This is a genomic window from Streptomyces sp. NPDC041796, assembly GCF_055590785.1.
In genome coordinates, this window is record NZ_JBVJAH010000007.1 from 216,406 (window position 1) to 237,039 (window position 20,634).

The window sequence follows — 20,634 nt, forward strand, 5'->3', positions numbered from 1 at the left end:
ATCCTCGGGCCCATGGGTCCTTTGGTCCTTGGGTCCTTGGGTCCTTGGGTTGCGGCTTGGGAACCGGGCCGGTGCCCCGCCCGGCCGGAGTCCGGCCGGGGCGGGGCCTGGTGGTCGTCAGGCCTTGCGGACGCGGAGCGCGCGGCGCAGGTCGTCGATCTGGTCGATGAGTTTGCGGCGGAGGGCCGGGAGGAGGTTGTCGGACGCAAGGTGCTCTTCGGCCAGGCCGAGGTGGGCGGCGTCGACGGCGTGGGCGGGGAAGGCGAAGCGCCCGGCGGCTTCCGCGATGGCGGGGCCGCGGCGGTCGGCGAGGGCGGTGGCGTCGGGGTAGAAGCGGGGGACGTACTCCCGTACCAGCTCGGCCTGTTCGGGCTGCCAGAAGCCCTGGGCGGTGGCGGTGAACAGGTAGTTGGAGAGGGTGTCGGAGGTGAACATGCGGTCCCAGGCGGCCGCCTTCGCCTCGGCGGTGGGCAGGGCGGCCCGGCAACGAGCGGCGCCTTCCTGGCCGGTGGCGCTGGGGTCGCGGTCGAGTTCGGCGGCGATGGCGGCCTCGTCGGTGGCGCCGAGGACGGCGAGCCGGGCCAGGATCCGCCAGCGCAGCTCGGGGTCGAGTTCGGGTCCGCCGGGGACGCCGCCCTCCTCCAGCCAGCCCTGGAGGGTGCCGGGCCGGGTGGCGGCGTCGATGAAGTGGCGTACGGCGGTGAGGCGGAGGCCCGGGTCGCTGCCGTCCTCGGTGCGCCGGATGAGGTCGCGGGTGAGGTCGGTGAGCAGGGCGAGCGCGGCGGGCCGGGCCTCGGCGGTCACGTACCGGTCGGCGATGTGGGCGGAGGCGAAGCCGAGGACGCCCTGGACGATCGCGAGGTCGCTCTCCTCCGGGAGGTGGGCGCGGGCCGTCTCCAGGTAGGCGACGGGTTCGAGCTCGCCGTCGCGGACCATGTCGCGCAGGGAGTTCCACACGACCGCCCGGGTGAGGGCGTCGGGGATGCCGGAGAGGGTGCGCAGGGCGCGTTCCTCGGAGTGCTCGTCGAAGCGGACCTTGGCGTAGGTGTGGTCGCCGTCGTTGAGGACGACCAGTGCCGGGCGGGGGCCGGGGAGGTGCGCCGCGGTGTCCTGGGGGACGTCGATCTCCAGGCGGTCGCGCAGGACGAGGCGCCTGCTGTCGGCGAGGTCGTGGTCGTACACGCCGGCGGTGATGCGGTGGGGCCTGCTGCCGGTGCGGGTGACGGTGAGGGTGCCGCCGGCCCGGTCGTACGCCGGGGTGAGCGTGTCGACGCCGGTGGTGCGCAACCATGTCGCGGCCCAGCCGTGGACGTCCCGCTCGGTGGCGGAGGCGAGGTTGTCGATGAAGTCGGCCAGGGTGGCGTTGGCGAACTTGTGGCGGGCGAAGTGGGTGTTGATTCCGGCGAGGAACTCCTTCTCCCCCATCCAGGCGACGAGCTGGCGGAGGGCGGAGGCGCCCTTGGCGTAGGAGATGCCGTCGAAGTTGAGCATCGCGGAGGCGGTGTCGGGGACGGCGTCGGGGTCGGGGGCGACGGGGTGGGTGGAGGGGCGCTGGTCGGCGTCGTATCCCCACGCCTTGCGGGCGACGCCGAAGTCGATCCAGGTGTCGGGGAAGCGGCTGGTGGCCTCGTTGATGATCTGGTAGCCCATGTACTCGGCGAAGGACTCGTTGAGCCAGATGTCGTCCCACCACTTCAGGGTGACGAGGTCGCCGAACCACATGTGGGCCATCTCGTGGGCGATGACCATGGCGCGGGTCTGGCGCTCGGTGACGGTGACGGCGGAGCGGTAGACGAACTCGTCCCGGAAGGTGACGAGGCCGGGGTTCTCCATGGCCCCCGCGTTGAATTCGGGGACGAAGGCCTGGTCGTAGGAGTCGAACGGGTAGGGCTCGTCGAACTTCTCGTGGTACCGGTCGAAGCACTGCCGGGTGACGTCGAGGATCTCGTCGGCATCGGCGTCGAGGTACGGGGCGAGGGAGCGGCGGCAGTGGATGCCGAAGGGCAGTCCGGCGTGCCGGGTGCGGATGGAGTGCCAGGGGCCGGCGGCGACGGCGGCGAGGTAGGTGGAGATGAGGGGGGTGGGGGCGGCCTGCCAGCGGCCGTCACCCTGGTGGGTGGTGATGCCGTTGGCGAGGACGGTCCAGCCGTCGGGGGCGGTGACGGCGATCTCGAAGACCGCCTTGAGGTCGGGCTGGTCGAAGGCGGCGAAGACGCGCTGGACGTCTTCCATGAACAGCTGGGTGTAGACGTAGGTCTCGCCGTCGCTGGGGTCGGTGAAGCGGTGCATGCCCTCGCCGGTGCGGGAGTAACGCATGGCGGCGTCGACGCGGAGGGTGTGTTCGCCCTCGGTGAGGGTGAGGGACAGCCGGTTGTCGGTGAGGGTCTCCGGGTCGAGGGGGGCGCCGTCGAGGGTGACGGAGCGGAGGGTGGCCGGCTTGAGCTCGACGAAGGTGTTCCCGGTGGTGCGGGCGGTGAAATGGATGACGGTGGTGGAGTCGAACGTCTCGTCGCCGGTCGTCAGGTCGAGGTCGACCGTGTACCGGTGGACGTCGAGGAGCCGGGCTCGGGTCTGCGCTTCGTCGCGCGTCAGTACGGGCATGGGGCCATGCTGCCCGATGGGGTGGGGGCGGCACACGGGGGTTCTTCTCACGGCTGATCGGGGGGCGGCGTGAGGCTGCCCGGTGTGGGGCGCCGGGTGTGGGGGGCCGGGTGTGGGGGGCCGGGTGTGGGGGGGGCCGGGTGGTGCGGGGGTGCCCGGTGTTGGGGGGCGGGGTGTGGGGGTGCCCGGTGGGGGCGGTGCCTCGGGGCCCGGACCGGCCCGTGTGGTCCCGGCTCAGGGGGTCTGGGAGCCGCCCGCGATCGTCTCGTGGTGGCGGATGACCTCGGCGATGATGAAGTTCAGGAGCTTCTCCGCGAAGGCGGGGTCGAGGTTGGCGCTCTCCGCGAGCTGCCGCAGCCGGGCGATCTGGCGTGCCTCACGGGCCGGGTCGGCCGGGGGCAGGTGGTGGCGGGCCTTGAGGTGGCCGACCTGCTGGGTGCACTTGAAGCGCTCGGCCAGCATGTGGACGACCGCCGCGTCGATGTTGTCGATGCTTTCGCGCAGCCGGTTCAGCTCGGCGCGGACGGAGTCGTCGGTGTCGCTGGTGCTCATGGTGAGCGAGCTTAGACGTGTCCCGTGATGATCGTCGGGGGGTGTTCGGCATCCGGGATCCGGGTGCTCCAGCCGCCGGGGACGGTGCGGCCCTGCTGTTCACGGAAGCGCACCGGGGCGGTGCCGACACGGCGGGTGAACAGGCGGGAGAAGTAGGCGGGGTCGTCGTAGCCGACGCGGCGCGCGACGGCGGCGACGGGCAGCTCGGTGCCGGCGAGGAGTTCCTTCGCGCGGCCCAGCCGGATGCCGAGCAGGTAGTCCTTGGGGCTGCAGCCGGCGCCGCGGCGCACCGCGGTGCGCAGTTCGGCGGGGGTCATTCCGTGCCGGGCGGCGTGTTCGGCGACCGACAGGGGCTGAAAGGCGTCGCGGGCGAGGGCGTCGAGGACGAGGTCGCCGTCGGCGTTGGTGTCGGCGCGGGCGCGGCGCAGGGCGACGAGCAGTTCGTGGACGGCCGCGGAGGTCTCGACCTCGAGGAGCGGGTTGCCGCGCCGGGCGGCCCGGGCGACGCGGCCGATGACGGAGCGGGCGGGGCCGGCGTCGGCGAGGGGGACGACGGGGCGGTCGGGCTCGATGTAGCCGAGCTCGGTGTAGGTGGTGGTGACCGGTCCGGTGAAGTCGACGAACCCCTCGTCCCAGCCGGTGGCGGGGTCGGGTGCGTAGTGGTGCGGGACGCCGGGGGTGAGCCAGAGCAGGGCGGGTGCGGTGACGGTGGTGCGCCGCCCGTCGGGGTGCCGGTACCAGCCGCCGCCCCCGTTGATCACGACGGCGACGTGGTGGTCGAGGGTGCGGGGGCCGACGGTGGGCAGGGCGCCGTGCTGGAGTCCGACGCCGAGGCAGACCAGGCCGAGGCGCTGGTGCAGCGGGCTGGGCGTGAAGAAGCGCATCCAGGTGTGGTACATCCCTCGACCTCCCCGGTGAAACGTTCCGGCGCGCGTGCGTCCAAACAGCGCCGATCTTTGTCCATGGACCCGCCGACCGCCAGAGGGCGACAGTTGGTCGCAGTACGTGACCAGGAGATGGGTGGGTTCGTGGCCGAGTTCACGGTGGGTGAGCGGGATTTTCTGCTGGACGGCAGGCCGGTGCGGGTGCTGTCGGGGGCGTTGCACTACTTCCGGGTGCACGAGGAGCAGTGGGACCACCGGCTGGCGATGCTGCGCGCGATGGGCCTGAACTGTGTGGAGACGTACGTGCCGTGGAATCTGCACGAGCCGGAGGCGGGGCGTTACCGGGACGTGGCGGCGCTGGGGCGGTTCCTGGACGCGGTGCACTCGGCCGGGTTGTGGGCGATCGTGCGGCCGGGTCCGTACATCTGTGCCGAGTGGGAGAACGGGGGGCTGCCGCACTGGCTGACGGGGCGGGTGGGACGGCGGGTGCGGACGGAGGACGCGGAGTACCTGGTGCATGTGCACCGGTGGTTCCGCACGCTTCTGCCGCAGGTGGTGGCGCGGCAGGTGGACCGGGGTGGTCCGGTGATCATGGTGCAGGCGGAGAACGAGTACGGGAGTTTCGGTTCGGACCGGGGCTATCTGCGGTACGTGGCGGATCTGCTGGAGGCGTGCGGGGTGGGCGTGCCGCTGGTCACGTCGGACGGGCCGGAGGACCACATGCTGACGGGCGGGTCGATCCCGGGTGTGCTGGCAACGGTGAATTTCGGGTCGGGGGCGCGGGCGGCGTTCGAGGTGTTGCGCCGGCACCGGGCGCGGGGGCCGTTGATGTGCATGGAGTTCTGGTGCGGCTGGTTCGATCACTGGGGCGACGCGCATGCGGTGCGGGACGCCGGGGACGCGGCGGCGGCTCTGGCGGAGGTGCTGGAGTGCGGGGCGTCGGTCAACGTCTACATGGCGCACGGGGGGACGAACTTCGGCGGGTGGGCGGGGGCGAACCGGTCCGGTGCGCGGCACGACGGGCCGCTGGAGGCGACGGTGACGTCGTACGACTACGACGCCCCGGTCGACGAGGCGGGTCTGCCGACGGCGAAGTTCTGGGCGTTCCGGGCGGTGCTGGAGCGGTACGCGGCCGGTCCGCTGCCGCCGGTTCCGGCGCCGCCGGTGCGGCTGGCCGGGCCCGTGGTCGCCCCGCTCGGGGAGTGGGCGCCGCTGGACGGCGTGCTGGAGGCGCTGGGCGACGAGGAGTGGGACGGGCCGGTGCCGCCGTCCTTCGAGGAGCTGGGCGTGGACCGGGGCGTGGTCCGCTACCGGCTGGAGGTTCCGGGGCCGCGGCCGCCGTATCCGCTGAGGGTGACGGGGCTCAGGGACCGGGCGGTGGTGTACGTGGACGGGGTGCGGGCGGGTGTGCTCGACACCGAGGACGCGGTGCTGGCCGAGCCGGTGGCGGGGCCCGCGGCGGTGGAGCTGTGGGTGGAATCGCTGGGGCGGGTGAGTTACGGGCCGCGGCTCGCGGAGGGCAAGGGCGTGACGGGCGGGGTGCTGCACGAGCGGCAGTACGTGCACGGGGTGCGGGCGCGGGGGCTGCGGGTGGACGCGTTCACGGCGGACGGGGTGGCGAAGGTGCCGTTCACGCCGGTGTCGCGGGAGGGTGCGCCGGGCCTGTACCGGGGGGTGGCGGAGGTGTCCGGTGCGGGGGACGCGGCGCTGGAACTCCCGGGCTGGACACGGGGGTTCGTGTGGCTGAACGGGTTCTGCCTGGGGCGGTACTGGGGGGTGGGGCCGCAGGAGTCGCTGTTCGTGCCTGGACCGGTGCTGCGGGAAGGGGCGAACGAGGTCTGGGTGCTGGAGCTGGAGGGCGCCGGGGCGGCCGTACGGCTGGAGTAGCGGGAAGGGGGCAGGCCCCGCCGGGCCTGCCCCCGTGCAGCTAGAGGGTCGCCGCCGCGGACTTGATGGCGGAGGCGAAGGTGGACACCTCGGTGTAGACACCGGGGTAGTCGGGCCGTGCGCAGCCCTGGCCCCAGCTGACGATGCCGACCTGTATCCAGGCGCCGGCGTTGTCACGGCGGAACATCGGGCCGCCGGAGTCGCCCTGGCAGGTGTCGACGCCGCCCTGGGCGTAGCCGGCGCAGATCTCCTCGCCGGGCACGAGGTCGGAGCCGTACGACTGCTGGCAGCTCGCGTCCGAGACGAACGGCACGGTGGCCTTGCGCAGGTAGCGCTGCTGGCCGCCGCCTTCTCGGGTGGCGCCCCAGCCGGCGACGGTGAAGGTGCCGCTGTTGTACGCGGTGTTCGTCGCGATGTTCAGCGTGGGCAGGTTGATCGGCCGGGCGAGCTTGATCAGCGCCCAGTCCTTGCCCTTCCCGTTGTAGCCGGGCGCCTGGAGGACCTTGGTGGAGCGGACCTTGATGGCGCTGGAGCTCTGCAGGTCCACGACACCGGCGGTGGCGGTGATGCTGGTGTTGTTGCCGGAGCCACTGACGCAGTGGGCGGCGGTCAGCACGATCTGCTGGGTGAGCAGGGAGCCGCCACAGCCCATGGAGAGGCGGACCATCCACGGGAACTCGCCTTGTGCGGCCTGGGTTCCTCCGACGACGGGCTGGGGGGCCGCGGAGGCGGTGGTGGGCTGGAGGCTGACCGCGGCGAGGGCCACGGCGGCGGCAGCCGCGCATCTCTTGAGGGTGCGAAGAAGCTTGTTCAACTGTCTGCCTTTCGTGGGGGGTTGAACCATGCGCGCATGGCGGGGGTCCGTGCCGCGAGGCAGCTCAATGACATGGTCCCGTCAAGGCGTGTCCCGGATTATCCGGAGGCCGCCGGAGGGACCACAAGGCGGCGTTTTCGGCCACCCGCCGACACCTGGGCGACCGCCCCACGGCATCCCCGGCAGGACGTCCCACGGCACCCCGGCAGGCCGTCCCACGGCACCCTGGTGGACCTCGACCGGCACGCGCGGTGAACCTCGCCGGCACCCCGGTGGACCTCGACCGGCACGCGCGGTGGACCTTGCCCGGCACGCCGGGGGGACCTCGCCCGGCACCCCCGGGGGACCTCGCCCGGCACCCCCGATGGACCTCGCCGGCGCCGCCCCGGTTGCCCTCGCCCGGCGCGCGCGGGCCCTTACAGTGGAGGAGGGTCGACGTCGCACATGGGGGTAGGGACGTGGCGAACGGCAGTGAGGTCGTGCACGGCTACCCGCACCTCGACACCGTGCGGGCGGCGATCACGGCCCTGTACCGGCGGGTGACCCAGGAAGGGCTGTACGCCTACGCCACCAGCGTCGCCCCCGCCGACGTGGCCTTCGCCGAGGACGACGACCTCCACCTGGGCGCGCAGCGGGTCGCCCACGCACTGGTGCAGCAGCTACGGCTGCCGGACGCGCGGATGATCGTCGGCTTCCGGGAGATGACGCACGCGGCGAGCGTCGAACTGGCGGCGGGCCCCGAGTACTTCATCGAGCTGAACGACCGCTTCCGTACACACCGCCGGGACATCGGGGCGGCCCTCGCCCACGAGATCACCCACGTACTGCTGCACCGGCTCGGCCTGAGCTTTCCCGGCACGCGGGACAACGAGATCCTGACCGACACGGTGACGACGTACCTCGGGGCCGGCTGGCTACTGCTGGACGCGTACCGCGAGGACGGCGTGTCGAGCCAGAAGCTGGGCTATCTGACACCGGAGGAATTCGGATACGTCCTGGCCAAGCGGGCGCTGGTGTTCGGCGAGGACCCGTCGCCGTGGTTTACCAGCCCCCGGGCGTACGTCGCGTACACCGACGGCCGGGCCCGGGCACTGCGCGACGGCCGGCAGCCACCGCTGACCGCGGCGGGCTGGGCGGGACGGCACCGGTACGCCAAGGACCGCCGCAACGCACGGGACCACCCGGGGGCCACCACCGGACTGCCGTACGCCTTCGAAAGCGGCGGGCAGGACGCCGGGCTGCGCGTCTCGTTCCCCTGCCCCACCTGCCAGCAGCGCATCCGGGTTCCGGTACGGGGGCGGGTGCGGGCCCGCTGCGGGCTGTGCCGGACGGTACTGGAATGCGACACATAAGACGCCCAGGACGAAATCGACTTGGCGGGGCGGGTGCCGACGGGTGAGGGTCGGACCATGACCAGCGAGGTGGAAGACCTGTTCGAAGCCGTCCACGGCGGCGACGAGGACACGGTGGTACGGCTGTTGCGGGCGGACGTCCCGGCCGAGGCGGCCGACGGGGAAGGGCGGACCGCCCTGTACGAGGCCGCGGTGAACGGCCGGGCGGGGATCGTCCGGCTGTTGCTCGCCGCCGGGGCGGACCCGGGCCGGGCGAGCGGGGAAGGCGACGGTGACCTGCCGTTGTGCGGCGCCGCGTGCGGTGGGCACACCGGCGCGGTGAGGGCGCTGCTCGCCGCGGGGGCGGGACCGGACCAGCGCGAGGAGTTCGGGTTCACCGCGCTGGCGTGGGCGGTGCGGCAAGGGTTCGCCGACACCGTGGAGGCCTTGCTGGAGTACGGGGCCGACCCCGGCCTGCCCGGTCCGGCGCCGGGCGGAGAGCTGCCGCTGGTCGCCGCCGCCCGGCGCGGCTCGCCGTCGGTGGTGCGGGCGCTGCTGGCGGGCGGCGCGCCCGGCCGGGAGGACGCTCTGCGCGAGGCCCGGCGGTGGACCGGGACGGATGTGGCGGAGGCGCTGCGGCGGGACCTGGCCGAGGCGTACGGGCCGGACGGGTACGAGGTCGTGACCCGCCGCGTACCGGAGGACGGAGGGGTGACCGTCGTCGTGGAGCTGCTGCGGGACGGGGTGCCCGGGCCGGGCGCCGAACAGCAGACCGGCCACGCGGCGATCGCCACGCTCCTGGAGGAGGCGCTGGGCATCCGTGCCGGTCACGAGGAGCTGGCCGGGCGGGCCCTGCGCTGCGGCGACCCGGGACAGGACGACTGGACCGAGGCGGTGCGGGCGCTGTGCCTGCGCGGCGACGAGGAGACGTTCGGGGCGGCGGTCACCTGGGCGGCGAGCGACGACCCCCTGCGCCGGGCCTTCGCGGTGGACGTCCTCGGCGGCCTCGGCTCCGGCGCGGCGCGGGCGTTGCCGGTGCTGCGGGAGGTGGCGCGGGAGGCGCGGGACGCGGAGCTGGTGGCGGCCGTCGTGGGCGCGCTCGGGCGGCACGGCGACCCGGCCGCGCTGCCGGAGGTCCTCCGGCACGCCGGACACCCGGACGCCGGCGTACGGCGCGGGGTCGCCGTCGCGCTCACCGGGCTGGTGCCGGCCGGCCACCGCGAGGGCGTGGAGGCGCTGATCGGACTGAGCCGCGACGCGGTCCCCGAGGTGCGCGACTGGGCGACCCTGGCGCTCGCCGAGGTGCCGGACGACTCCCCGGCCCTCCGGGAGGCCCTGGCCGCCCGGCTCGACGACCCCGACACGGATACCGCCGCCGAGGCCGCCCGGGGCCTGGCGAAGCGTCAGGACTACCGTGCCCTGGAGGCGTTGGCCCGCATCCTGGGCGGCGCGGCGCCGGGCAGTTCGGTGCGCGGTGTCGCCGAGGGCGCCCTGGAGCACGTACGGGACGCGCGCGCCAGGCGGCGCCTGGAGCACACCCTGCCGCGCCGCCGCTGACCGCCGGGTCGGGCGCCGCGGGCGGCGCGCCGAGGACTCCCGCCGGTGGGGCGTGCGGCCGGGGCGCGCCGCCGGGCCCGGGGCTCAGGACAGCCGGAGCGCCCTGGCTCCGGGCCCGGGGCTCAGGACAGCCGGAGCGCCCTGCCGCAGGGCCCCGGACGTCAGCGCGACCGGAGCGCCCTGCCCTCGGGCCCGGACGTCAGCGCAGCCGGAGCGCCCCCGGTGCCCGCTCCTCGATGATCTCCACGAGCTCGTCGAAGAGCGCAGGCCCGAGGGCGCGGCGCGAGACGTCGTGATCGCGCCACTCGATGGTGAAGTCGCCATCCTCCGGCGTACCGAAGCCGCCGCTGAGGCAGTCCGCGAAGGCGTCCCGGTTGTGGCCGAAGTAGCCGCCGGGTCCGGCCACGGCTTCGCCGACGGCCCGCCAGAAGCCGTCCGGCCCGGTGACCCGGCGGCCCTCGATCACGTACAGGGTCGGCATGACGGCGGGGTCAGCAGGTGTGGTCGACGAGGGCGAAGGACTCGTAGTGGTCGGCGGTGTAGTAGTCCTCCCGGTCGGCGTCGCCGGTGACGACGCGTCGGGCGCCGCGCGTGTCGGAGCCGGGGGTGACGACGGTGTACTCGTGGTAGTAGCCGGTGGTCCGGCTCGGCAGGATGCCTTCGCGGTTCTGGAAGACGGTGCCGTCCTGCGGGAAGGGGTAGGGGCCGCCGGACTCGATGAGGTCCAGGGTGTCGTGCGCCTGGGACGGCAGGGCGGAGTGGCAGATGTCTCCGACCGCCGCGATCGTGGCGGGGGCGGCCGTGGCCGGCCCGGTGAACAGGGTGGACAGCAGCGCGGCGGCGCCGGCGAAGAGGGTGAACCGTGGGGGGATTCGCATACGCCGATGATGACGCGTGTAGATGTGGGCACGTCAACGCCAACTGGGCGGTGTTCCCCGGATGTTGACGCCCTGGACACTTACGGGGTGAGACGGTGAAGGTCTCCTGCGTACGCCGTGTCCGCCCCGCCCTCGCGGACCGCCGCGGTCCGCCGTGTCGCCGTCGCCGGTGTGCCGGCCGGGGACGGCCCCGCGTGACGGCTCACCAGCAGGCTGCCCAGCGCGGTGCGCCGGTGCCGTACGGACTTGCCCTCGCGGACCGTGGTGATCAGGCCGGCGCCGCGCAGGGCTGCGGTGTGGGCGGACACGGTGGCGTTGCTGACGCGCAGCCGCCGGGCGAGCCCGCCGGTGGTGTGCTGTTCGGCGAGGAGGAGCAGGATGTCCAGGCGGGTGCGGCCGAGGACCGAGGCCAGGGAGTCGTGCGTGCCGGCGTCCGCCGAGGGCAGGGGCGGCAGGCCCGGACCGGCGGGGCAGGTCAGGCCGAGGGGGCCGCCGGGCGGATCGGCGAGGAGGGGTCGGCCGGTCCAGTGGAAGGTCGGCAGCAGGAGCAGGCCACGGCCGTTCAGCTCGACGGCGCGCTCCTCCGGGGCCTCCCACTCCCACACCGCGTCGCGCATCCGGCTGCCGGGGACGAGGTCGGTGAGCGCGGCGCCCAGGCCGTGCTCGGCCACGGTCAGGGCGTGGCGGGTGAACTCCGCCCGGTGCAGGTCCTGCACCACGTTCCACACCGGGCGCAGCACGCTGCCGAACGCCGCGTGCTGGGCGCGGCGCAGGAGCCGCCAGGCGTCGCCGTCGCCCCGGCGCAGGTCATGGATCCAGGGCGGGGCGGGTGCGGTGGGGTGGGCGTACACGCGCTCCAGCTCGGAGCGGACCAGGCCTGGGCGGGTCGCCCGGACGGTGTCCAGGGCGTCCTCCAGGCTGTCGTCGAGCACGTCGAGGAAGCGGGGCGCCCGGCCCGCGGGGGCCAGGTCCCCCAGCGGTCCGGCCGTCGCCGGGAGGGAGGTGAGCAGCCGCCGCTTCCAGCGGCCGAGGAGCAGGTCACCGGCGGGGCGGGGCCCGGGGTGGAACACCGTCATGAAGGCGGCGTTGAGCTCCTGCAGCGGGGCGGGCCGGGCGGAGAACCGCACACGGGAGAAGTCGGCGGCGGTGAAGTGGATCCTGATCACTACGCTCCCCGGCGGCGGCGCGCCATCGTTTCGGGCTGAGCCTCAACGATCGCCCGGACTGCCCTTCGCGCGCCAGCATGCGGGCACAGCTCACCACGGACCATGTGCAAGGGGAGAGTCATGTTCGATGCCGGAATGGACCGGCGGACCGTCGCCAAGGCGGCCGCGCTCGCGACGGCCTCACTGCTGTTCGGCGGCGGTACCGCGTCGGCGAGAGGCGATGTCATCTTGAGGCTGTCGGCGCCGACCGGGCCGTTCCCGGTCGGCGTCACCACGCTGTACCTGGTCGACCGTGACCGGAGTGACCCGTGGGACCCCACGATTCCGGTGCGGGAGCTGATGGTCACGGTCTTCTACCCGGCCCGTACGGTCCGGGGTTACCCGCGTGCCCCGCAGATGACCGAGTGCGCCGCGAAGTCGTTCGCCGGGCTCGTGCCCTTGCGCGTGCACCCGGAGTTGCCGGAGTCGGGGGTGGACTGGGCGGCCACCATGACGCACGCGCACGTGGGGGCGCCCGCGCGTCCGGTGCGCCGGCCGGTCGTGCTCTACAGCCCGGGCGGCGGGGACGCCCGCACCCTGGGGACCGGGGTCGCCGAGGAACTGGCGAGCCGGGGCCATGTGGTGGTGACCGTCGATCACCCCGGGGACGCCAGCGAGGTGGAGTTCCCCGTCACGACGCCGTACCGGAAGACCCTCCTCCGCTCGACCGTCTTCCGGGGCGGCCCGCGGACGGACCCGGGGCTCTTCCGCACCATGATCGGCACTCGGGTCGCGGACGTCCGGTTCGTCCTCGACCGGCTGGAGGCCCTGGCGGCCGGGCGGAACCCCGACGCCACGCGACGCCCGCTGCCCGAGCACCTCGGCCGGGCGCTGGACCTCCGCCGAGTGGGCGTCTACGGCCACTCGGCGGGCGGCACCACGGCGGCCCAGGCACTGTACGAGGACCGGCGCATCGCCGCCGCGGTCGACCTGGAGGGCTACCTGGACCACCCGCCCCAGGTGCCGGGCGGGGCCGGCGAGCTGTTCCCGGTCGCCCGGTACGGGGTGGACCGGCCGCTGCTCCTGCTGCACACCGACGGCTTCCCCGACCGGCGGGGACTGGAGCCCTCCTGGTCGGCCCTGTGCAGCCATCCGGGCGGGAGGGTGCGCCGTGGGCGGCTCGACGGCGCGGCCCACGCCGTGTTCACCGACTACGCCGCCATGGCGCCCCAGTTGCAGGCGGCCGGGTTGATGACCTCGGAGGAACGGATCCTGCTGGTCGGGGCGGCGGACCCGGCCGAGTCGGTGCCTGCCGTACGGGGCGAGGTGTGCGCGTTCTTCGCCCGGCACGTGCCCGCCCGGGCGGAGGGGCGGCACTAGGGCGTGGCCGGGTCCGTCCCGTACACCGGGAGCGGGGGCGCCGCCGTGGCCAGCAACGCGCGGACCGTTTCCCCCGCTTCGGCCGGGCGCCGGCGGGCGGGCTTCTCGGCGCTGGGGCCGGGGCGCCAGCCGTCCATGACGGTGATGCGGCCCCCTTCCGCCTCGAAGACCCGGCCGGTGACGCCCTCGCAGGCCGGGGAGCCGAGCCAGACGACGAGCGGGGAGACGTTCTCCGGCGCCATGGCGTCGAAGCCGTCGTCGCGGGGGGCCGCCATGGTGGCGGCGAAGGTGTGCTCGGTCATCCGTGTACGGGCGGCCGGGGCGAGGGCGTTGACCTGGACGCCGTAGCGGCCGAGCTCGGCGGCCGCCACGAGGGTGAGCGCGAGGACGCCCGCCTTGGCGGCGGCGTAGTTGGCCTGGCCGACACTGCCCAGGAGACCGGCTCCGGAGCTGGTGTTGACGACGCGGGCACGAGGCGGACGGCCCTCCTTCGCCTCGGCGCGCCAGTGGGCGGCGGCGTGCTTCAAGGGCAGGAAGTGGCCCTTGAGGTGGACGCGTACGACGGCGTCCCAGTCGTCCTCGTCCAGGTTGACGAGCATGCGGTCGCGCAGGAAGCCCGCGTTGTTGACGAGGGTGTCCAGCCGGCCGAAGGCGTCGAGGGCGGTGGTGACGAGGGAGGCGGCGCCGTCGGTGGTGGCGATGTCACCGCTGTGCGCGACGGCTTCACCGCCCGCGGTACGGATCTCCTCGGCCACCCGCTCGGCGGGGCCGTCGGCGGCCGGGGCTCCGTCGAGGCCGACGCCCAGGTCGTTGACGACCACGCGGGCGCCCTCGGCGGCGAACGCCAGGGCGTGGGCGCGGCCCAGACCCCGTCCGGCCCCGGTGACGGCCACGACACGCCCCGCGCAGATCCCGGCTCCCTCCGCGCCACGGACGCGCCCGGCACTCCGCGCACCACCACCCACCCCCGCACCCCCGGCGCCCCTCGCACTCCCGGCGTCCCGCGCACCACCGGCCCCGACCGCACCACCACCCGCCCCGGCGCCCCCGGCACCCCCCGCACCACCCACCCCAGCGCCCACAGCGCCCTCCGCCCCTCCGGCACCCTCCGCGCCACCGAAGGCTCCCGTGCTCCCGGAGGTGTTTCCGGTGTCCGTCATGTCAGACCTCCCTGTTGGCGGTTGCGGCGTCCAGGAAGGCGGGCCGTTCGCCGCCGCCGTGGACGAGGAGTGACGCGCCGGTGATGTAGGCGGCGCGGTCGGAGGCGAGGAAGACCGCCGCGCCGCCGACGTCCGACGGCTCGGCGAGCCGCCCCAGCGGGACGGTGCGCGCGACGGCCTCGACGCCCGCGTCGTCGCCGTAGTGCAGGTGGGCCAGCTCGGTGCGGACCATGCCGGGGACCAGCGTGTTCACCCGCACCTCCGGGGCCCACTCCACGGCCATCGAGCGGGCCAGGCTGTCCAGGCCCGCCTTGGCCGCGCCGTAGGCCGCCGTGCCGGGCGAGGGTCGCGTCCCGCTCACGCTGCCGATCATGACGACGGAGCCGCGGGTGGCGCGGAGGTGTTCGTAGGCGGCGAGACAAGCCGTGAGGGGGGCGAGCAGGTTGAGCTCCAGCACGCGCGCGTGCCGCTCGACGGCACCTTCCGCCAGGGGGCGGTACGGCGTGCCGCCCGCGTTGTTGACCAGGACGTCGAGGCGGCCGTGTGCGGCGACGACGGCCGCGAACAGGCTCCGTACTGCGGCCGGTTCCCGCAGGTCGACGGCCCGGAATTCGGCGTGCCGCCCGGCCTCCTCCACCGGCTCCTGCGGGGGGTGGCGGGCGCAGACCACGACGTGGGCGCCCGCCGCGAGGAACGCCCGGGCGATGCCCGCGCCGACGCCTCGGGTGCCGCCGGTGACGACCGTGACTCTCCCGTCCAGCTCCATCCGCTGCTACCTTCCCCGAAGAACACCTAACAAATGTTTGGTGGAAAGGTAGCTGATCCGCTCATGGGTGTCTCCACCACGAGCCCCGACCAGGGCATCGCACGCGTCACCGTCGACTTCCCGCCCGTCAACGCCCTGCCCGTGCGCGGCTGGTACGAGCTCGCCGACGCCGTCCGAGCGGCCGGGCGCGATCCGGCCGTCCGCTGCGTGGTCCTGGCCGCGGCCGGGCGCGGCTTCAACGCGGGCGTCGACATCAAGGAGTTGCAGCGGGACGGCCCCGACCGCAGAGCGCTGAGGGGGGTGAACCGGGGCTGCGCGGAGGCGTTCTCGGCGGTGTACGAGTGCGAGGTGCCGGTCGTGGCGGCGGTGCACGGCTTCTGCCTCGGCGGCGGCGTCGGGCTCGTCGGCAACGCGGACGCGATCGTCGCCTGTGACGACGCGGCCTTCGGGCTGCCCGAGCTGGACCGGGGCGCGCTCGGCGCCGCCACCCACCTGGCCCGGCTGGTCCCCCAGCACCTGATGCGGGCGCTGTACTACACCTCGCGCACCGTCACCGCCGCCGAGTTGCACGCCCATGGGTCCGTGTGGCGGGTCGTGCCGTGCGACGGACTGCCGGCCGCCGCCCTGGAGCTGGCACGGGAGATCGCCCGCAAGGACGGTGGCCTGCTGCGGCTCGCCAAGGCCGCCATCAACGGCATCGACCCCGTCGACGTACGCCGCAGCTACCGCTTCGAGCAGGGTTTCACCTTCGAGGCGTCCCTGAGCGGGACCGCCGACCGCGTACGCGACACCTTCGGGGAGACCGGGAAGGAGGGGGCGTCGTGACCGACAAGACCATGACACCCGACGAGGCCGTCGCGCGGCTGCGCAGCGGCATGACGATCGGGATCGGCGGGTGGGGCTCGCGCCGCAAGCCCATGGCCCTGGTGAGAGCACTGCTCCGGTCCGGGATCACCGATCTCACGGTGGTCTCGTACGGCGGCCCCGACGTCGGCCTCCTCGCCGCCGCCGGACGCGTCCGCAGGCTCGTCGCCGCGTTCGCCACCCTCGACTCCATCCCGCTGGAGCCGCACTTCCGGGCCGCCCGCGAGCGCGGCGCCCTCGCCCTGACGGAGCTCGACGAGGCGATGTTCATGTGGGGCCTGCACGCCGCCGCCCACCGGCTGCCCTTCCTCCCCGTCCGCGCCGGTCTCGGCTCCGACGTCATGCGGGTCAACCCGGACCTCCGTACGGTGAGGTCCCCGTACGAGGACGGCGAGGAGTTCACCGCCGTACCCGCGCTGCGCATGGACGCCGCCCTCGTCCACGTCAACCGCGCCGACCGTCTCGGCAACGGCCAGTACCTGGGCCCGGACCCCTACTTCGACGACCTGTTCTGCCAGGCCGCCGACACCGCGTACGTCTCGTGCGAACGGCTCGTCGAGACCGCCGAGCTCACCAAGGACGCCGCCCCGCAGACCCTGCTCATCCAGCGCCAGTACGTCACCGGCGTCGTCGAGACCCCGAACGGGGCCCACTTCACCTCCTGCGCCCCCGACCACGGGCGCGACGAGGCGTTCCAGAAGCTGTACGCGACGACCCCCTGGCCCGAGTTCGCCGACCGCTTCCTGTCGGGCGGCAGCGAACACGCCTACCAGGCGGCCGTCCAGGCATGGCGGGAGGAACGGAAGTGACCGTGTCCCGTGCGGAGTACTGCGTGATCGCGTGCGCCGAGGCATGGCGCGGCGACGGCGAGATCCTGGCCAGCCCCATGGGGCTCATCCCCTCCCTCGGCGCCCGCCTCGCCCGGCTCACCTTCTCCCCCGACCTGCTGCTCACCGACGGCGAGGCGATGCTCGTCCGCCCCGACGGCACGGTCGAGGGCTGGCTCCCCTACCGCCGCCACCTCGCCCTGGTCACCGGCGGCAGACGGCACGTGATGATGGGCGCGAGCCAGCTCGACCGGTACGGCAACCAGAACATCTCCTGCGTCGGCGACTGGGCCCAACCCACCCGCCAGCTCCTCGGAGTGCGCGGCGCGCCCGTCAACACCCTCAACAACCCCACCAGTTACTGGATCCCCCGCCACTCCCCCCGTGTCCTCGTCGAGCGCGTCGACATGGTGTGCGGGGTCGGGTACGACCGCGTCCCTCCCGGCGCCGCCCGGTTCCACCGCGTCCCGCGCGTCGTCAGCGACCTCGGCGTCTTCGACTTCGCCACCCCCGACCGGTCCATGCGCCTCGCGTCGCTGCACCCGGGTGTCACCGTCGAGCAGGTCGCGGCGGCCACGGGGTTCGCGCTCGCCGTCCCCGACGACGTCCCCTGCACCCGCGAGCCCACCGCCGCCGAACTCACCCTCATCCGCGAGGTCCTCGACCCGCACGGCACCCGGGACCGGGAGGTCGTGGCCTGATGGAAACGGCCCTCACCCGGCTGACCGGCGTCCGCTACCCGATCGTGCAGACCGGCATGGGCTGGGTCGCCGGGCCACGCCTGGTCACCGCCACGGCCCGCGCGGGCGCCCTGGGGATCCTCGCCTCCGCGACGATGACGACCGACGAGCTGCGGGCGGCGGTGCGGAAGGTGAAGTCCCGTACGGATGCGCCGTTCGGCGTCAACCTGCGGGCGGACGCGGCCGACGCGCGCGAGCGGGTGCGGATCGTCGTCGACGAGGGCGTACGGGTCGCCTCGTTCGCCCTCGCGCCCTCGCGGGAGCTGATCGCCGAGCTGAAGGACGCGGGTGTGGTGGTCGTCCCGTCCGTCGGCGCCCGCCGCCATGCGGAGAAGGTCGCGGCGTGGGGCGCGGACGCGGTGGTCGTGCAGGGCGCCGAGGGCGGGGGGCACACCGGTGAGGTGGCCACCTCCGTCCTGCTGCCGCAGGTCGTGGACGCGGTGGACATCCCGGTCGTCGCGGCGGGTGGGTTCCACGACGGGCGCGGGCTGGTGGCGGCTCTCGCGTACGGCGCGGCGGGCATCGCCATGGGCACCCGGTTCCTGCTGACCTCCGACTCACCCGTTCCCGACCCGGTGAAGGCCGCCTATCTGGCGGCGACGGTCACGGACGTCACGGTGACGACCGCCGTCGACGGTCTGCCGCACCGCATGCTCCGTACCGACCTCGTCGCCTCCCTCGAACGGGCGGGCCGCGTCCGGGCGTTGACCGAGGCGGTGGGGCGGGCGGCACGGTTCCGGAAGCTGTCGGGCCTGTCGTGGTGGCGGCTGGTCCGGGACGGGCGGGCCATGAGACACGGCAGGGACCTGTCGTGGAGCCAGGTCCTGCTCGCCGCGAACACACCGATGCTCCTGCGGGCGTCCATGGTCGAGGGCCGCACCGACCTGGGCGTCATGGCCTCGGGGCAGGTCGCGGGGGTGATCGAGGACCTCCCGAGCTGCGAGGACCTCGTCCGGCGCGTCATGTCCGAGGCACAGCGCGTGCTCCGTTCCCTGCCCCCGGCCGAAGGAGTCGGGCCATGACCCTGACGACGCCCAGGCGCGCGCATCCGAAGCAGGCGGGGCCGATGCGGAACCCGGACCTGCTCGCCTGTTGCGGGAGGTACGGACGGAGTACCGGCACGCGGTGCCGGCGGCGGTGTCGGAGGTGTACGGGGCCTGTACTGGTACCCGACCGCCCGGCCGGGCCCGGACCACCGCACACTGGCGGCGCTCCGGGCCCGGCTGGTCGGCTGAGGCGGGACCGGGGCGCTACGCGGCGGTGCGGCGTCCGCCGCGACCGGCGGGGCGGCCCGTGCCGCCACCCTGGCCGCCGCCCGTGGCGGTGCGGCCCCGGCGGCGCGAAGCCCCTGCCTGGGTGCTCGCGGCGGCGGCCGTGGCGGCGTTGCCGGATCCGGTGCCCTGGCCGCTGCGGCGGGGACGGCGGCGGCCGGGCTTGCCGGAGTTGTCCGAGGCCGGCTGGGCCTGCTGCGGGACCTCGATGGTGACCGGGACGCCGGACGGCTCGCGGGCGCCGGTGAGCCGGGCCAGCTCCTCGTCGGACGACTTCACCCGGGCGGTGCGCGGGGTGATGCCCGCGTGGGACATCAGCCGGCTCATGTCGCGCTTCTGCTCGGGCAGGACGAGCGTGACGACGCTGCCGGACTCGCCGGCGCGGGCGGTGCGGCCGCCGCGGTGCAGGTAGTCCTTGTGGTCGGTGGGCGGGTCGACGTTCACGACGAGGTCGAGGTCGTCGACGTGGATGCCACGGGCTGCCACATTGGTCGCGACCAGCGCGGTGACCTGGCCGTTCTTGAACTGGTCCAGGGTCCGGTTGCGCTGCGGCTGCGAGCGGCCGCCGTGCAGGCCCGCGGCGCGCACGCCGCTGGCGAGGAGCCGCTTGACCAGCCGGTCCACGGACCGCTTGGTGTCCAGGAAGAGGATGACCCGGCCGTCGCGGGCCGCGATGCGGGCGGTGACGGCCTTCTTGTCGGTCTCGTCGGCGACGTACAGCAGGTGGTGCTCCATGGTGGAGACCGCTCCCGCCGACGGGTCGACGGAGTGCACGACGGGGTCGGTGAGGAACATCCGCACCAGCCGGTCGATGTTCTTGTCGAGCGTGGCGGAGAACAGCATGCGCTGGCCGTCCGGCTCGACCTGCTTCAGCAGCGCCGTGACCTGCGGGAGGAAGCCCATGTCGGCCATCTGGTCGGCCTCGTCCAGGACGGTGACCGACACCTGGTCGAGGCGGCAGTCGCCGCGTTCGATCAGGTCCTTGAGGCGGCCGGGGGTGGCGACGAGGATCTCGGCGCCGCGGCGCAGCGCGCCCGCCTGGCGGCTGATCGACATGCCGCCGACCACGGTGGCGAGACGCAGCTGCACGGAGGTCGCGTACGGGGTCAGGGCGTCGGTCACCTGCTGCGCCAGCTCGCGCGTGGGGACGAGGACCATCCCGAGCGGGGCCTTGGGCTCGGCGCGCCGGCCGGCCGTGCGGGCGAGCAGGGCGAGGCCGAAGGCGAGGGTCTTGCCGGAGCCGGTGCGGCCGCGGCCGAGTATGTCGCGGCCCGCGAGGGAGTTCGGCAGGGTCGCGGCCTGGATCGGGAACGGCTCGGTGACACCCTGGGCGGTGAGCGTCTTTAGGAGGGCGGCCGGCATGTCGAGGTCGTCGAAGGCCGCGACCGGGGGGAGCGCGGGGGTGGCGGATTCCGGCAGGGTGAATTCGCGCGGGGGCGCGAGGGTGGCGCGGTTGCCCGTGCTGCGGGCGGGCGCCTTGCCGTTTCCGGCCGTCCGGCCGTTCGAGGAGCGCGTGGAAGCCACGTTTCCGGTCCTCGCGGGGCGCTTACGGGCGGGGCGTTCGGATCGAGTCGTCGTCATACATTTGCCTTCCTTGGGCCTGAGCACAGCGCAAGCCGGGACCCGCACCTGCGACTGCATGGTGCGGGTCCCGGCTGCGAGATACCGGTGATGCGTATCCGGTGATCAGGCGGGGAGGATGTTCTCCGCCTGCGGGCCCTTCTGGCCCTGCGTGACGTCGAAGGTCACCTTCTGGCCTTCCTGGAGCTCACGGAAGCCCGAGGTGGCGATGTTGGAGTAGTGGGCGAAGACGTCGGCGCCGCCGCCGTCCTGCTCGATGAAGCCGAAGCCCTTTTCCGAGTTGAACCACTTCACGGTACCGGTGGCCATAATTTTCTCCTGATGGTGTCGGGGCCCCATCCGGAGAAAGCCGGTAAAACAATAATGCGCCTGAGGATCATTCCCGTCAGGCGCACA

General features: G+C 74.1%; 19 protein-coding genes. 8 read left to right on the plus strand and 11 right to left on the minus strand.

Features of this window, described 5'->3' with window-relative positions:
• Window positions 1-117: 117 nt before the first annotated feature.
• The 3 genes from pepN to ACZ6C1_RS16535 form a co-directional block, all read right to left on the minus strand.
• Complete coding sequence (pepN, locus tag ACZ6C1_RS16525; protein WP_469241585.1) at window positions 118-2,601, minus strand: aminopeptidase N; 2,484 nt, start codon at window positions 2,599-2,601, stop codon at window positions 118-120.
• Window positions 2,602-2,835: 234 nt separating this feature from the next.
• Window positions 2,836-3,153, minus strand: a complete 318-nt coding sequence (locus tag ACZ6C1_RS16530; protein WP_469241587.1) for a chorismate mutase — start codon at window positions 3,151-3,153, stop codon at window positions 2,836-2,838.
• An 11-nt stretch (window positions 3,154-3,164) separates the two neighbouring features.
• Window positions 3,165-4,052, minus strand: a complete 888-nt coding sequence (locus ACZ6C1_RS16535) for a helix-turn-helix domain-containing protein (protein ID WP_469241589.1) — start codon at window positions 4,050-4,052, stop codon at window positions 3,165-3,167.
• A 129-nt stretch (window positions 4,053-4,181) separates the two neighbouring features.
• Here ACZ6C1_RS16535 and ACZ6C1_RS16540 point away from each other — a divergent pair, with 129 nt between their 5' ends.
• On the plus strand, window positions 4,182-5,924 hold the full coding sequence (locus ACZ6C1_RS16540) for a glycoside hydrolase family 35 protein (protein ID WP_469241591.1): 1,743 nt from the start codon (window positions 4,182-4,184) through the stop codon (window positions 5,922-5,924).
• A gap of 40 nt (window positions 5,925-5,964) precedes the next feature.
• Here the strand turns inward: ACZ6C1_RS16540 and ACZ6C1_RS16545 are convergent, their stop codons facing one another.
• The gene (locus ACZ6C1_RS16545; RefSeq protein WP_469241593.1) at window positions 5,965-6,768 is read right to left on the minus strand and encodes a S1 family peptidase; all 804 of its coding nucleotides are present in this window, start codon (window positions 6,766-6,768) and stop codon (window positions 5,965-5,967) included.
• A gap of 428 nt (window positions 6,769-7,196) precedes the next feature.
• Here ACZ6C1_RS16545 and ACZ6C1_RS16550 point away from each other — a divergent pair, with 428 nt between their 5' ends.
• Window positions 7,197-8,090, plus strand: coding sequence for a hypothetical protein (locus tag ACZ6C1_RS16550; protein ID WP_469241595.1), 894 nt, complete (start codon window positions 7,197-7,199; stop codon window positions 8,088-8,090).
• Between the two features lie 57 nt (window positions 8,091-8,147).
• Window positions 8,148-9,626 carry an ankyrin repeat domain-containing protein gene (locus ACZ6C1_RS16555; RefSeq protein WP_469241597.1) on the plus strand — a complete coding sequence of 493 codons (1,479 nt, stop codon included), beginning with the start codon at window positions 8,148-8,150 and terminating at the stop codon, window positions 9,624-9,626.
• A gap of 199 nt (window positions 9,627-9,825) precedes the next feature.
• Here the strand turns inward: ACZ6C1_RS16555 and ACZ6C1_RS16560 are convergent, their stop codons facing one another.
• The 3 genes from ACZ6C1_RS16560 to ACZ6C1_RS16570 all read right to left on the minus strand — a co-directional run bounded on the left by ACZ6C1_RS16560 (window position 9,826) and on the right by ACZ6C1_RS16570 (window position 11,670).
• Window positions 9,826-10,107 (minus strand): barstar family protein, encoded by a 282-nt coding sequence (locus ACZ6C1_RS16560; RefSeq protein WP_469241599.1) that lies wholly within the window; start codon window positions 10,105-10,107, stop codon window positions 9,826-9,828.
• A 10-nt stretch (window positions 10,108-10,117) separates the two neighbouring features.
• Window positions 10,118-10,504, minus strand: coding sequence for a guanyl-specific ribonuclease (locus ACZ6C1_RS16565; protein WP_469241601.1), 387 nt, complete (start codon window positions 10,502-10,504; stop codon window positions 10,118-10,120).
• Window positions 10,505-10,584: 80 nt separating this feature from the next.
• Window positions 10,585-11,670, minus strand: coding sequence for an ArsR/SmtB family transcription factor (locus ACZ6C1_RS16570; protein ID WP_469241603.1), 1,086 nt, complete (start codon window positions 11,668-11,670; stop codon window positions 10,585-10,587).
• A gap of 120 nt (window positions 11,671-11,790) precedes the next feature.
• On the opposite strand from ACZ6C1_RS16570, the gene ACZ6C1_RS16575 reads away from it, so the two are divergent.
• A complete protein-coding gene (locus ACZ6C1_RS16575; RefSeq protein WP_469241605.1) occupies window positions 11,791-13,029 on the plus strand; it encodes an alpha/beta hydrolase family protein in 1,239 nt (412 codons plus the stop codon).
• On the opposite strand, the gene ACZ6C1_RS16580 is transcribed toward ACZ6C1_RS16575, so the two are convergent.
• Window positions 13,026-13,994 carry an SDR family oxidoreductase gene (locus ACZ6C1_RS16580; protein ID WP_469241922.1) on the minus strand — a complete coding sequence of 323 codons (969 nt, stop codon included), beginning with the start codon at window positions 13,992-13,994 and terminating at the stop codon, window positions 13,026-13,028. The two genes, ACZ6C1_RS16575 and ACZ6C1_RS16580, sit on opposite strands and share 4 nt — an antisense overlap.
• A 196-nt stretch (window positions 13,995-14,190) precedes the next feature.
• Window positions 14,191-14,955 (minus strand): SDR family oxidoreductase, encoded by a 765-nt coding sequence (locus tag ACZ6C1_RS16585; protein ID WP_469241607.1) that lies wholly within the window; start codon window positions 14,953-14,955, stop codon window positions 14,191-14,193.
• A 63-nt stretch (window positions 14,956-15,018) separates the two neighbouring features.
• Between ACZ6C1_RS16585 and ACZ6C1_RS16590 the strand changes: the two genes are divergently transcribed.
• Genes ACZ6C1_RS16590 through ACZ6C1_RS16605 form a run of 4 tightly spaced genes read left to right on the plus strand, consistent with a single transcriptional unit; the run spans window position 15,019 to window position 18,408 of the window.
• Window positions 15,019-15,780 carry an enoyl-CoA hydratase family protein gene (locus ACZ6C1_RS16590; RefSeq protein ID WP_469241609.1) on the plus strand — a complete coding sequence of 254 codons (762 nt, stop codon included), beginning with the start codon at window positions 15,019-15,021 and terminating at the stop codon, window positions 15,778-15,780.
• Complete coding sequence (locus ACZ6C1_RS16595) at window positions 15,777-16,628, plus strand: CoA transferase subunit A (RefSeq protein ID WP_469241610.1); 852 nt, start codon at window positions 15,777-15,779, stop codon at window positions 16,626-16,628. Before ACZ6C1_RS16590 ends, ACZ6C1_RS16595 begins: the two co-directional genes overlap by 4 nt.
• A complete protein-coding gene (locus ACZ6C1_RS16600; RefSeq protein WP_469241612.1) occupies window positions 16,607-17,347 on the plus strand; it encodes a CoA-transferase subunit beta in 741 nt (246 codons plus the stop codon). The genes ACZ6C1_RS16595 and ACZ6C1_RS16600 overlap by 22 nt, the downstream gene beginning before the upstream one ends.
• A complete protein-coding gene (locus tag ACZ6C1_RS16605) occupies window positions 17,347-18,408 on the plus strand; it encodes an NAD(P)H-dependent flavin oxidoreductase (RefSeq protein WP_469241614.1) in 1,062 nt (353 codons plus the stop codon). Before ACZ6C1_RS16600 ends, ACZ6C1_RS16605 begins: the two co-directional genes overlap by 1 nt.
• 228 nt (window positions 18,409-18,636) lie before the next feature.
• Here the strand turns inward: ACZ6C1_RS16605 and ACZ6C1_RS16610 are convergent, their stop codons facing one another.
• Complete coding sequence (locus ACZ6C1_RS16610) at window positions 18,637-20,238, minus strand: DEAD/DEAH box helicase (protein WP_469241615.1); 1,602 nt, start codon at window positions 20,236-20,238, stop codon at window positions 18,637-18,639.
• 105 nt (window positions 20,239-20,343) lie between these two features.
• Complete coding sequence (locus tag ACZ6C1_RS16615; RefSeq protein ID WP_005318814.1) at window positions 20,344-20,547, minus strand: cold-shock protein; 204 nt, start codon at window positions 20,545-20,547, stop codon at window positions 20,344-20,346.
• Window positions 20,548-20,634 lie beyond the last annotated feature (87 nt).